General features: G+C 61.4%; 9 protein-coding genes and 1 pseudogene. 5 read left to right on the top strand and 5 right to left on the bottom strand.

The genetic code is table 11. The annotated features are described in order from the left end of the window. Positions 1-213: 213 nt before the first annotated feature. From lhpI to PDO_RS02735, 4 genes are all read left to right on the top strand, one after another. Entirely contained in the window at positions 214-1,167 is a 954-nt protein-coding gene (lhpI, locus tag PDO_RS02750; RefSeq protein ID WP_007597456.1) for a bifunctional Delta(1)-pyrroline-2-carboxylate/Delta(1)-piperideine-2-carboxylate reductase, read from the top strand. After that, positions 1,164-3,623, top strand: coding sequence for an ATP-dependent helicase HrpB (gene hrpB / locus PDO_RS02745; RefSeq protein ID WP_007597455.1), 2,460 nt, complete (start codon positions 1,164-1,166; stop codon positions 3,621-3,623). The genes lhpI and hrpB overlap by 4 nt, the downstream gene beginning before the upstream one ends. A 25-nt stretch (positions 3,624-3,648) precedes the next feature. Next, positions 3,649-4,950 (top strand): ActS/PrrB/RegB family redox-sensitive histidine kinase, encoded by a 1,302-nt coding sequence (locus PDO_RS02740; RefSeq protein ID WP_007597453.1) that lies wholly within the window; start codon positions 3,649-3,651, stop codon positions 4,948-4,950. Positions 4,951-5,019: 69 nt separating this feature from the next. Continuing rightward, entirely contained in the window at positions 5,020-5,613 is a 594-nt protein-coding gene (locus tag PDO_RS02735) for an ActR/PrrA/RegA family redox response regulator transcription factor (RefSeq protein WP_007597451.1), read from the top strand. A gap of 1 nt (position 5,614) precedes the next feature. Here PDO_RS02735 and PDO_RS02730 read toward each other — a convergent pair whose 3' ends face one another. Continuing rightward, on the bottom strand, positions 5,615-6,097 hold the full coding sequence (locus PDO_RS02730; RefSeq protein WP_007597449.1) for an MmcB family DNA repair protein: 483 nt from the start codon (positions 6,095-6,097) through the stop codon (positions 5,615-5,617). 177 nt (positions 6,098-6,274) lie between these two features. Here PDO_RS02730 and PDO_RS02725 point away from each other — a divergent pair, with 177 nt between their 5' ends. Continuing rightward, positions 6,275-6,940, top strand: a complete 666-nt coding sequence (locus PDO_RS02725; RefSeq protein ID WP_007597447.1) for a L,D-transpeptidase — start codon at positions 6,275-6,277, stop codon at positions 6,938-6,940. 76 nt (positions 6,941-7,016) lie between these two features. On the opposite strand, the gene PDO_RS02720 is transcribed toward PDO_RS02725, so the two are convergent. The 4 genes and pseudogenes from PDO_RS02720 to PDO_RS02705 form a co-directional block, all read right to left on the bottom strand. After that, positions 7,017-9,188, bottom strand: a complete 2,172-nt coding sequence (locus PDO_RS02720) for a malate synthase G (protein WP_007597445.1) — start codon at positions 9,186-9,188, stop codon at positions 7,017-7,019. Positions 9,189-9,296: 108 nt separating this feature from the next. Continuing rightward, complete coding sequence (locus PDO_RS02715; RefSeq protein ID WP_007597443.1) at positions 9,297-11,300, bottom strand: hydantoinase/oxoprolinase N-terminal domain-containing protein; 2,004 nt, start codon at positions 11,298-11,300, stop codon at positions 9,297-9,299. A gap of 47 nt (positions 11,301-11,347) precedes the next feature. After that, a complete protein-coding gene (locus tag PDO_RS02710; protein WP_007597441.1) occupies positions 11,348-12,811 on the bottom strand; it encodes a cytochrome P450 in 1,464 nt (487 codons plus the stop codon). Positions 12,812-12,849: 38 nt separating this feature from the next. After that, positions 12,850-13,554, bottom strand: a pseudogene (locus tag PDO_RS02705) (DUF1402 family protein); the annotation flags it as partial.

The raw sequence follows: 13,554 nt of genomic DNA, 5'->3' as shown, positions 1-13,554 counted from the left end.
TCTGTCGCAAAAACTTCAGAAAAGACACAATCTATTGAATTATATGCAGAAATAGGCGTCTCTAATGTTGATGAGCACTGCACCCGGCCACTGGTCATGCTGTCTGAGCAGTTCTGCCGCCCGAGCCGCTGTCATACAGGCATGGACAGTAGCTCCGGCTTGCACGAACTGCGCCTCTTGCTAGTGTCACGCACAGCAAAAGGAGACATGACCATGCTTTTTCTCGACCGGACCGCGACCGCCGACGCCTTAAACTGGGATCAGCTGATCGAGGCGATTGCCGGATTGTTTGCCGGCGGCTGCGTTATGCCGGTCCGACACCATCACGGCGTCGCGGTGCCCGGCGAGGCCGAGGCGACGTTGCTCCTGATGCCCGCCTGGGTTCCCGGCTCCTATATAGGGGTCAAGCTGGTATCGGTGTTTCCGGACAATTCTCGGCGCAGCCTGCCGGCCATTCATGGCAGCTATCTGCTCTCATCCGGCAAGACCGGTGAAATGCTGGCGGTCATCGATGGCGGGGAGCTAACAGCCCGACGCACCGCCGCCACCTCTGCGCTTGCAGCACGTCATCTTGCTCGTGCCGACGCATCCGTGCTGCTGGTCACCGGCACAGGCCGGCTGTCGCTGAACCTGATCGAGGCGCATCGAACCGTGCGTCCGATCAGCCGTGTCCTTATATGGGGCCGTGATCTGTCGAAAGCAGAGGCGATTGCCGCGGAGGCACGTGCGCTTGGCCATCCGGCAGAGGCGGTCGCAGACCTGGAGCCCGCGGCGCGAATTGCCGACATCATTTCCTGCGCGACGCTGTCGCATCAACCACTGATCCAGGGCGCATGGCTGAAGCCCGGCGCGCATCTCGATCTCGTCGGTGCCTTCAAGCGCGATATGCGGGAAAGCGACGACGAGGCGGTGCGTCGCGCAACGCTGTTCGTCGACACGCGCGACGGCGCCTTTGCGGAAGCCGGCGATATACTGCAACCGCTTGAAGCTGGCATCATCACGCGCGACGATATCCGCGCTGAACTGGCCGAACTGGTAACGGGTCGCCATGCGGGACGGCGGTCAGACGACGAGATCACCCTTTTCAAGTCGGTCGGCGCAGCACTCGAGGATCTGGCTGGCGCGATCCTTGCCTACGAGACGGCAACGGATACATCTGCGGCATGACGCCTGCCCTGCCCAAGCTTCCGATCAGCGACCAGTTGCCGGTGATCGCCAACGCCCTGCAGACCGGCAATCGACTGGTGCTTTCGGCCCCGCCCGGCGCCGGCAAGACCACGCTGGTGCCGCTTCATCTGCTCGGTGAAAGCTGGCGGGCGGATGCGCGGATCATCGTGCTAGAACCGAGGCGGCTGGCGGCGCGGGCGGCGGCGTCCCGTATGGCAACACTGCTCGGCGAGAGCGTCGGCGAAACGGTCGGCTACCGGATGCGGCTGGACAACCGGATTTCCGGTCGGACGCGGATTGAAGTGGTGACCGAGGGGGTCTTTGTTCGCATGATTCTGGAGGATCCGGAGCTGACGGGCATTGCCGCCGTGTTTTTCGATGAGTTCCATGAACGTTCGCTGGACGCCGATTTCGGCCTGGCGCTTGCCGTTGACGTGCAATCGGCCTTGAGGCCGGACCTGAAGCTGGTGGTGATGTCGGCAACGCTGGATGTCGACCGCATCACCGCCCTGCTCGACAATCCCCCCGTCGTCAAAAGTGAAGGTCGCAGCTATCCCGTAGACATTACACATCGCGACCGGTCAGGCACGGAACGGATCGAAGACGTGATGACCTCGGCTATCCTGGAGGCCCATGCGAACGAGCAGGGCTCGATCCTTGCCTTCCTTCCCGGCCAGGCTGAAATCCGCCGCGTATTGCAGCGGCTTGAGGACAAGCTGCCACCGGCAAGTCATGTCACCCCGCTTTACGGCAATCTTTCCCAGTCAGAACAGGATGCAGCGATCCGGCCGGCGCCGGCCGGACAACGCAAAATCGTGCTGGCGACCTCGATTGCCGAAACATCGATCACCATCGACGGTGTCCGGGTGGTGATCGACAGCGGCCTGCAGCGTCTGCCGGTGTTCGAGCCGGCGACGGGCATTACGCGGCTGGAAACGGTGCGGGTATCACGGGCATCTGCCGACCAGAGAGCAGGACGTGCCGGGCGAACAGAGCCGGGCCTTGCGATCCGGCTTTGGCATCAGGGACAAACGGCCGCTCTTCCCGCCTTCACGCCGCCGGAGATCCTGGCAACCGATCTTTCCGGTCTGGTGCTCGACATGGCCCACTGGGGCGTGACGGATCCGGCGCAACTGGCCCTGCTCGACATGCCCCCCGCTGCGACACTGAAAGAGGCACGGGCGCTGCTGCAGGCATTGGGTGCGCTGGATGCGCAAGGCCAGTTGACGACGCGTGGGCGCAAGATGCGGGATTTCGGCCTGCCGGTGCGACTTGCGGCCATGGTTCTTGCAGCGGCTGACGAAGATCTTGCGCGGCCGGCGGCAGAGCTTGCCGTGCTGTTGACCGAGCAAGGCCTTGGCGGCCCAGATCTCGATCTCGACGAAAGGTTGCGGCGCTTTCGCCGCGAGGGTGGAGACAGGGCGGTGTCTGCACGCAGGCTCGCCGCACGACTTGCCGAGGAGGCAGGCGGGCGTAAAACGGCAACCGAGACCTCGGCTGGCTCCCTTCTGCTGCATGCCTATCCGGACCGGATCGCCAAGCGGCGCGGCGGGCGCGGGCGTTTTGTCATGGCAAATGGACGCGGTGCCGAGATTGCCGAGACGGAACGACTGGCGGGCGCAGACATGCTGGTCATCGCCGACCTGACCGGCAAGGCGGCGCAGGGCCGCGTGCTGGCGGCGGCGGAAATCACGCGCGGGATGATCGAGGACGGCCTGCCTGATGCCATCGACACATCGGAAGAAAGCGGCTTTGACGCAACAAGCCGGCAGGTGCGGGCGCGCCGGGTCACCCGGATCGGGGCCATTGTGCTGGAGGAGTCGCCGCTTGCAAAACCGAAGGGAGAGCAGGCGGCCCGCGCACTTGCCGAAGGCGTCAAGCTGCTTGGCCTGCAGGCGCTTGCCTTTTCCAGAGCGGGCGAGCAACTCCGGCAGCGGCTGGGCTTCCTGCATCGAAGCCTGGGAGAACCATGGCCGGATGTCAGCGACGATTCACTGCTCGAGACGCTGGAGACCTGGTTCGTGCCCTTCCAGTCGGGTGTCACGAGCCTTGAACAGGTGAGCGCAGGCAGCCTTCAGGACGGCTTGATGTTGCTGATGCCGCATGGTCTGAGCCACGATCTCGACCGCCTGGCACCGACACATTTTACTGCGCCGACAGGGCACGCGCATCCGATCCGCTATGACGGTGCAGAACCGGTCCTGGCGATCCGCGTGCAGGAACTCTATGGGATGAAAAGCCATCCGGCGATTGCCGGCGGCAAATTGCCACTGGTTCTCGAGTTGACCTCGCCGGCACATCGGCCCATCCAGACGACACGCGACCTGCCGGGCTTCTGGGCCGGTTCCTGGAAGGATGTTCGCAGCGAGATGCGCGGTCGCTACCCACGCCATCCCTGGCCGGAAAACCCGGCAGAGGCAGATCCGACCACGCGGGTGAAGCCGCGCGGAACCTGAAGCATCAGACGAAAGGCGAGACAGAATGAGCATGGAGCTTTCGGCCAAGTTCGGCCCATCGAGCCGCCGTTTGCGGCTGGAAACGCTGGTGCGCTTGCGCTGGGTGGCCGTGGCCGGCCAGGCGTTGACCGTCATGGTTGTCGCCTTCTGGTTCGACTTCCCGTTACCGCTGGCCACATGCCTTGGCCTGATCGGCGCGCTGGCCGCCGCCAATGCGCTCCTGTCCTTTGCATTCCCCTCGACTTACCGATTGGAACCGGCGGCCGCGCTTGCGGTTCTGGCGCTCGATCTCTTCCAGATGGGCGCCCTGCTGTTCATCACCGGTGGCCTGAACAATCCCTTCGCACCGCTGATCTGCGTACCGGTCATCATCTCGTTTGCCTCGCAGCCTCGTCGACATTCGACGGCGCTGCTGATCACGGCTGTGGGGTTCATCACGCTGCTGGTCTTCACACCTTATCCACTGCCGTGGTTCGAAGGCCGGCACCTGGATGTTCACCCCCTGATGCAGGTCGGGATGTGGTGCTCGATTGTGTCGATGATGGCATTTGCCGCCTTCTATGCGTACCGCGTCTCGCAGGAGGCCACGCTGCTGGCGGATGCATTGACCGCCACCGAACTCATCCTGCAGCGCGAGCAGCATCTCCACCAGCTGGACGGCCTGGCGGCGGCGGCCGCCCACGAACTTGGAACACCATTGGCCACGATCAGCGTGGTGGCCAAGGAAATGGAACGCGAACTGGGCGAGGACGATCGCTTCCGCGAAGATGTTCAACTGCTGCGCAGCCAGAGCGAGCGATGCCGCGACATTCTCAGACGATTGACCAGCCTTCCCTCCGAGGGTGAGGCGCATATGCGGGTGCTGCCACTTTCCTCGATGATCGAGGAGGTTCTGGCGCCGCATCGCGAGTTCGGCATCAAGGTGGATCTGGTCGAGCTTTCCGACCGGGCGACAGAACCGGTTGGTACGCGTAATGCGGCCATTCTCTACGGGCTAGGCAATCTGCTGGAGAATGCGATCGACTATGCGCGCTCCAAGGTGATCGTCAGCGTTGAACACACAGCAAGCCAGGTCACCGTGACGATCGAAGATGACGGCGCTGGATTTTCTGCCGGGGTCTTGCAAAGAATCGGCGAGCCCTATGTTACAAGCAGACAGGGCGATGCGCGTGCCGGCGGGTTGGGCCTCGGGCTTTTCATCGCCAAGACGCTGCTGGAGCGATCCGGCGCAAGCCTTCGTTTCGAAAATGGCGCACCCGAGCACCCCGGTGCCCGCGTCATAGTGTCATGGCCACGGGAATTCATGGAGGCAAACACGCCCTTATGACTTTACCGGCCAGCCTTTCGTGCCCATAAGCTCAGCCAGGACGAGAATATCGGTCTCGGGATACAGATCATGACAGATGTTGCAACTTCGATTGCGAAAGCAAACCATTCCACCTCGCCAGCCGGTGTCGATCTCGGCGCAGATCCATCTCTGTTGATCGTTGACGACGACGCACCATTCTTGCGGCGTCTTGCAAGGGCAATGGAAAGTCGCGGCTTTGTCGTCGATCTCGCCGGCTCCGTCGCCGAGGGCATCGCCAAGGCAAAGTCGGCACCGCCGAGCTATGCCGTCGTCGATCTTCGGCTTGGCGACGGCAACGGCCTCGATGTCATCGAAGCCATTCGCGAACGGCGAATGGACACGCGAATCGTCGTGCTGACCGGTTACGGCAATATCGCCACCGCGGTGACTGCGGTTAAACTCGGCGCCCTCGACTATCTGTCAAAGCCGGCAGATGCCGACGACATCTTCCTGGCACTGACACAAAGGCCGGGTGAAAAGGCTGAAATTCCGGAAAATCCGATGTCGGCCGACCGCGTGCGCTGGGAACATATCCAGCGGGTCTACGAAAGCTGCGAGCGCAACGTGTCGGAGACCGCACGGCGGCTCAACATGCATCGCCGCACGCTGCAGCGCATCCTTGCCAAGCGGGCGCCGAAATAAATCATTCGCGAGGGGTGCGGGCCGCCCACTCCGCCATCATCAAGCGCTGAGCCGCCGCTCGGGAGAAATCCAGTGTGACGGCCTTTCTCGTTGCCGGTGCCAGGCGATGTTCCGGCGCCTCGCGCACGACATGGCCTGCATATCCATCGGACAGCAGCAGTCCGCAATCCTCGGGGAAGATATCGAGAGGAACGGCGGCATGCGTCGCAAAAAACAGGCGATCGCAGTAGCGGCGGTAATCGGGCCATTTGCGGTCCACCCGAAAATCCTCGATGGAGGACTTGATCTCCACGATCCAGATCTCTCCCCGTTCGGAAAGTGCGATCAGATCGGCGCGACGGCCATTGGCAAGTGCCAGCTCCGGCAAGACGGCAAACCGCATATCCGTCAGCAAAAGCTGAACCCCGCGCCGAACCATTAACGCGCGGTCCGACTGGCGGCCATCGATTAGCGGATTGTTAACGGCGATCGAAACTAAGGTCATGGATATGTCCGTCCCTGCTCCCCGGAGATGTTGCAAAAAAGCCATGCCGCGTCATTTTGCAGTGCCGAAGACGCCCGGCTGACATACGGCGCTTGCACCGCCGAGATTAATCAAAAATAAACCATAATCAAAGATGGTCGAGACAACCATCTCCCCGCCAAAACCATGAGCTCCCCCATGCGCTTCCGCAATTTACTGACCTTGCTCGGCCTCGTTGCATCCGTAGGCCTTGCCGGCTGTACCACCACATCCGAAGGATCCAAGGAGGTTGCCGAAACCACCAGGGTCGAAATCTTCAGTGATTCCTATGGCAAAGTTACCGATGCCGGTTTCGCACTGCCAGCGATCCCGATCGAAAAGGTGAACAAGAAGTTCCACCGCCAGATCGTCGATTACTCAACCACGGAAAAGCCGGGCACCGTCGTCGTCAACACGCGCGAGCGTTTCCTCTATTATGTGCTGCCGCGCGGCAAGGCCGTTCGCTACGGTATCGGCGTCGGCAAACAGGGTTTTGCTTGGGAGGGCGAAGCCTATATCGCATGGAAGCAGGCATGGCCGACCTGGCATCCGCCAAAGGAAATGGCGGCACGCAAGCCGGACGTGGCCCAGTATGTCGAAAAGGGCATGGACCCGGGCCTGCGTAACCCGCTCGGCGCCCGTGCGATGTACCTCTTCAACGAGAAGGGTCAGGACACGCTGTTTCGCCTGCACGGCACGCCGGAATGGGCTTCGATCGGTACCGCCGCTTCGTCAGGCTGCATTCGCCTGATGAACCAGGACGTGATAGACCTTTACAATCGCGTTACACCGGGCAAGAGCGCCAAGGTCGTCGTCCAGCAATAGGACGTCAAATTTTTGACAACGAGAAAAGCCGCCAGAGCGATCTGGCGGCTTTTCTTTTGGCATTTCGATGTCGCAACTATCGGCTGGTTTTGGCTTTCAACTCCAGGCGACGGCGATGCAGGACCGGCTCGGTGTAGCCATTCGGCTGTTGTCGTCCCTTCAGGACCAGGTCCAGGGCTGCCTGGAAGGCGATCGAGGCATCGTAGTTACCGGCCATCGGCGCATAGGCCGGATCGCCCGCGTTCTGGCTATCGACCACGACGGCCATGCGCTTGAGCGTCTCGACGACCTGCGCCTCGGTGATGACACCATGATGCAGCCAGTTTGCCATGTGCTGGGCAGAGATACGCAAGGTTGCGCGGTCTTCCATCAGGCCGATATTGTTGATGTCCGGCACCTTCGAACAACCGACACCCTGGTCAATCCAGCGAACAACATAGCCAAGGATGCCCTGGGCATTGTTGTCGAGTTCACGCTGGATCTCTTCTGGCGTCCAGTTCGGCCGGATTGCCACCGGCACCGACAGGATATCGGCAAGGTTTGCGCGCGGTCGCGTCATGAGGCCCTTCTGCACCTGCGCCACATCGACACTGTGATAGTGCGTGGCGTGCAGAGTTGCAGCCGTGGGAGACGGAACCCAGGCGGTATTGGCGCCAGCCTTTGGATGGGCGATCTTCTGCTCGAGCATCGCAGCCATCAGGTCTGGCATGGCCCACATGCCCTTGCCGATCTGGGCGTGGCCGGACAGTCCGCATTCGAGGCCGATATCGACATTCCAGTTCTCGTAGGCCGAGATCCAGGCTGCCTGCTTCATGTCGCCCTTGCGGATCATCGGGCCAGCTTCCATCGAGGTGTGGATTTCGTCGCCGGTTCGATCCAGGAAGCCCGTGTTGATAAAGACGACGCGGTCCCTGGCTGCGCGGATGCACTCCTTGAGATTGACCGTGGTGCGACGCTCCTCATCCATGATGCCCATCTTGATGGTATTTGGCGCCATCCCGATCAAGGTTTCGACGCGCGAGAAGATCTCGCAGGCGAAGGCAACTTCCTCGGGGCCGTGCATCTTCGGCTTGACGACATACATCGAACCCGTGCGGGAATTCTTCCGGCGACCCGAAGGCCCGACGTCATGCAGGGCGATCAATCCGGTCAACGCCGCATCCATGATGCCTTCTGGCACCTCGTTGCCATCCCTGTCCCGGATGGCTGGATTGGTCATCAGGTGGCCGACATTGCGAACCAGCATCAGCGAGCGTCCGGGTAGCGTGGCGGGTCGACCGTCCGGCGCCATGTACTCGACATCCGGATTGAGGGCACGGATGAAGGAATTTCCGCCCTTTGCCACTTCCTCGGTCAGATCGCCTTTCATCAGACCAAGCCAGTTGTCATAGACCACGACCTTGTCTTCGGCATCGACAGCAGCGACCGAATCCTCGCAATCCATGATGGTGGTCAGTGCCGACTCGAGGCGAATGTCGTTGATCCTGGCCGCATCGGTCTGGCCGATCACGCCTGTGCCGTCGATCGAAATATCGACATGCAGACCATTCTTTCTGAGCAGGATTGCCGTCGGCACATCCGGCGCACCACGATAACCTGCAAACTGTGCCGGATCAGACAGCCCGGTCATGCCGCCATCGCTCAGGCGCACGGACAGGGCTTCATTTTCAACCGCTAGGGCAGACACCGCAGCCCAGTTTCCGGCCGCAAGCGGCGCCGAGCGGTCGAGGAAATCACGCGCCCAGGCGATCACCTTGGCACCACGGGCCGGGTTGTAGCCCCTGCCCTTGTCTGCGCCGTCCGTTTCGGGGATGGCGTCGGTCCCGTAGAGTGCGTCGTACAGGGAGCCCCAGCGGGCATTGGCCGCATTCAGCGCATAGCGGGCGTTCATCACCGGCACGACAAGCTGCGGTCCGGCGATCGTGGCAATTTCCGGATCGGTATTGCCGGTTGCAATCTTAAATGCCTCACCTTCAGGCAACAGATAGCCAATCTCGTGCAGGAAAGCCTCGTAGATCGCCATATCGCTCGGCGCGCCGTTCTGGCGATACCAGGCGTCGATCTTTTCCTGCAGTTCGTCTCTGCGTGCCAGCAGTGCCCGGTTCTTCGGAGCCAGATCGTGCACAATCGCGGAAAGCCCGGCCAGAAAGTGGTCGGCCTCGATGCCCGTGCCAGGTATGGCGCGCGCGGTGATGAACTCATGCAGTTTTTGGTCAATCGACAGACCGTGGCTTTCAACGAATGTCATGGGCAATTCTCCTCGCAATGCGGCGCGCGCTTGGCGCCTACCATCATCCGAATGCATTCATAGTCAATCATGCACAAATTAGAAATATTATTTCCAAAATAGAAAGTATCAATGCCTTGCCATTCTCGGGCGCCCGCTGGCGGTGGCATAGATACGCGCTTCCACCAGCTTGCGCCGACCTTCGATCTCCGGCGCATCGACCTCTTCGCGCCAAGTCAGGATCGCATCGGCAGCACCACTTGCCTCGGCATGCGCCAGTGCAATGGTCGAGGCTCGGTCGCGCGCCGCCGCAAACGCTTTGTCTTCATCGACAAAACGCAGGCTATCGCCGGCGCCGGATAGAATAAAGAGGCCCTCTTCCGGCGATGTGATGAAGACTGTCGTGGTGCTACGAACCTGGCCGACCACGGCGCCCACCGCATTGGCCACATCGGCATCCGGTGGCACGGCGCATTCTGCCGAGAGCAGATCAGCGATGGCCGGATAATAGACGGCTGCCGAAGCGCCGAGGCCGATCAAAGGCCTGTCGAGAGACAAAGAAAAGCAGGCAATCCCGGGCTCCCGGTTGAGCGCGCGATCGATTAGCACCGAGCGCACCGGGACGATGTCCGGAATGCCGTCTTCTGCAAAACAGGAAGCCAGGATCACCTCGGCGGACTGGCGAGTCAGGCGATCGACGATGCGTTCAGCCAATGCCTTGGGCGAAGCTGCAATCGGCTGGCCTGCTCCGGTTTTCTGGCGAACGGCGAGTTTCAAGCCCAGTTCGGCGGCATCCCTGTTCCATTGTCCCTGGCGACCCAGCATATGCATCGCATCCGACGGCGTCAGGCCGATGACATGAACCAGGCCGCGCGCGACGAGACGATCCAACGTCGCTTTCTGCTGGGTGAAGGATATCAGTTGATCAAGGGCCACAGGCGTGGCGCCGATCTTGGCAAACAATGCCGCCTCTTGCGGTTGAAGCCCGGCCGCAAGATGATCGGGAATACCGGTGCGCACGGCAAAACGTCCATCGTGGCGGCCAAGATGGGTTGCACGGACCTGCCGATCCAGCACATCGAGAATCGCTCCGCCATGCAAGGCTGCCGCGAGGCTCAGCGGCACCAGCCGGCGGGGGCCAAGATCGATACGGGCCGCAAGGCCACGGTCATCAAAGCGAACTTCCGAATCACCGCCAAGGCCGAAGGTGCGCATGGCGACAGCCTCGACCATGGTGCGGAAATTGCCGACCACCGCGCCATCCTGATCCAGACGGGGACGACCGCCTTCCATGATCGCGACATCCGTGGTGGTTCCGCCAATATCGGAGACAACGGCGTTGTCCAGACCGGTCAGGTGACGGGCACCAACCAGACTTGCCGCCGGTCCCGACAAGATGGTCTCGATCGGGCGCAGTCTTGCTTCGGCAGCCGAAATCAAGGCGCCATCGCCCCGAACCACCATCAGCGGGGCAACTATCCCGCGCTGCTTCAGATAGTTCTCCGCCGATCCGACCAGCCGGTCGATCATCGACACCAGGCGCGCATTCAGCAAGGTGGTCAACGCACGGCGCGGACCGCCCAGCTTGGACGACAATTCGTGACTGCAGGTAACAGGCAGACCACATTGGGCGCGGATCACCTCACGCACCTTCAATTCATGGGCCGGGTTGCGCACGGCAAAATATCCGGCGACCGCAAAGGACGAAACATGCGGTGCCAACCTTGGCAAGGCAGCCTCAAGTGCCTCGAGATCAAGTGGCGTCTCGTTGCCGTGCACATCATGGCCGCCGGCAATGAACAGCACCGGATCAGAGCCCAGCGCATCGGCCAAGCCGTCGCGCTTGAGGTCTTCAGGCCCGAAGCCGATCATCACCAGAGCGGAACGCCCGCCCTGCCCCTCAACCAGTGCATTTGTCGCAAGTGTCGTCGATAGCGAGACAAGTCCGATAGCCTCCGGCGCTATGCCTGAAGTCGCCAACACGTTCTCGAGCGCACCGGCAATCCCGATCGACAGATCGTGCCGTGTCGTCAGGGCCTTGGCCTTGGCGAGGATACCCGCCGTTTCGCTGTAGATCACCGCATCGGTATAGGTTCCGCCGGTATCGATGCCGAGCATAGTGTCTGAGGTCACGAAGGCCGCCTTGTCTTCCAGTCTTTGCTCCCGGGGAGCCGAAACCGTTATGGCATAGTCGCTTCCGTTTGCACCAGCGGACCCGCGTCAGATGCAGGGTCGTTTCGCGCCTTGCGGCGGGTAATGCGCATCGGTATGCCACCTGCCGGCTGGGTCGTGAGTTTCTGGACCGGCCAGGGATTTGTCTCCGGCGTGACATCGAACCGGAACCGCTGCATCAACACGGCCAAGGCAATGACCGCCTCCTGCAGCGCAAACGTGGCACCGATGCAAACCCGGGGACCGGCGCCGAATGGCAGATACTGAAAGCGGCCGATCTTTTCCCGTGCACCGGGCAGGAACCGCGACGGATCAAAGACGCGCGGCTTTTCCCAATAGAGTTCATGCCGATGGAGCGTCCATGGCATGACGAGGACCGTCGTGCCCTTGGCGATGTGGATCACCTCGCCGTTGGCCGCGGTGTAGCTGTCGTCCGCGATCGCATCGCGATTGATCGACGGCGCTGGAGGATAGAGGCGCATCGCCTCCTCAAAGGCAGCGCGTACTTGCGGCATCTGTTCCAGCCAGTCGACAGGGTCGGCACCGCTTGCGACCACCCTGTCGATCTCCTCTTCCATCGCGGCGCGCACATCAGGGCAGTGGGCGACGCAGTAGAACGTCCAGGCCAGCGCGCGCGCCGTCGTTTCATGGCCGGCACCGATGAAGGTCAGGATGTTGTCCTCGATTTCCTCTCCGGTCAGGCCGTCCGGACCTTCAAGGTCCAGCAGCAAGGTCAGAAAATCATTCGGCGCCGTGCTTCGGTCGGCGACCATCAGGGCGCGGCGCAGGTCCATGGTGTTGCGGACAAGCTGTCGGAATTTGCGCAATACCTTCTGACCGCGGATCCGGGTGAGGCGTGGAACCCATTTTGGTGCCTTCAGCAGATCAAAAGGATCAACGCGGCCCATATTGTGCAGGAGATCCTCGACGTCCCTTGCGAAATCACCTTGCTCAGAAACGATGCCGCCCGAAAAAAGCGTGGCCGACAGGATTTCATAAGTGAGTTCGGTCATGTCGACAGCAATGTCCCGCACCACGCCTGCCGGTTCGTGCGTCTCGTAGCGCGAGAGGAAATCTTCGCTCTTTTGGCGCATCTGCAGCGCAAAGCCGCGCGCATGGCGTGGCGTGAAGACGGGTGCCATGGCCTTGCGCGACCGCTTCCATACGGGTCCTTCCGCTGTCAGCAAGCCATCCCGGAGGATCGGGCGCAAGACCAGCTGGCGCACCTCGGACATTTCGTAGTTGGCTGCATTGTCGACGAGCACATGGCGAATCAGGCCGGGATCATTGGCGATGAGTGTCGTCTGGCCGAAGAAACGCGTCTCGATCCATGGCCAAGTGTAGGACGGTACGCCCCACAATTCGAGCGGATTGCGCAGAACAGTTCTGATAATCTCAAGCCGACCGGGAGGAATAGTGCGCGGCAACGGCGCCGGCGGTTCGAAATCTGCGATTTGGGGCTGGGTAATCATGCCTATGCTCCAATAGGGGCATCATCGCCCCTATGGAGTTAGAGCAGGTCCTCCAACTCGTCCAGCCGATCGTTGACCAACCAGCCGTAATAGTTCTCTTCCGGCCAATTGGTCGCACCACCGGCATTGCGCGCGCGCAACGCGCGGGCGCGCTGCTGCGAATTGCCGATATTGAACAATGTCGCCGTCACGCCGGGATTTTGGGAGATGTCGACATTGGCAATGCTGCGATAGTCATCAATGGACTTGCGGATGACCGCCGCCATGAAGGCGAGCGAGATATCGGGATCCATGATCGCCTTGTAGACGCCAACCGCATCGTTCTCGTCGAGCTTGGCATAGCCGGATTTCTGATGGACGAGATCCGACAGCATGAGCGCGGTCAGCGGATTGATCTGGCCCAGGCCGAATGTCTGTCCGGCATAGAAAGGCTGGAAGAAGACAGCGCTGAACCGATTGTTGGGATAGGCGGTGCCGCCGACCGTCTTGCCTCGGAACCGATCCTGCCAGACATCTTCGCGGCAGGTCCACAGACGGTAGGAATCGTCCAGCGCGGCGCATTCGGCAAATTCCGGCCGCTGGACGAAATCGGAGACATCTTCACTCTTGTAGGCAAACCGGAAGCTGTTGCCGGCATAGGATGCGGCCTTCACATAGTAGCTTTGCAGGCTGTCATAGGCGTCGACGTTGTAAGTGTGTTCGCCCACAATCGCACCGACATATGGATCGGCGCGATGCCATAA

The organism is Rhizobium sp. PDO1-076 (assembly GCF_000247475.1).
Lineage (GTDB): Bacteria > Pseudomonadota > Alphaproteobacteria > Rhizobiales > Rhizobiaceae > Allorhizobium.
Note: the sequence above shows the minus strand (reverse complement) of the source record. Positions and strands in the feature narration are given on the sequence as shown.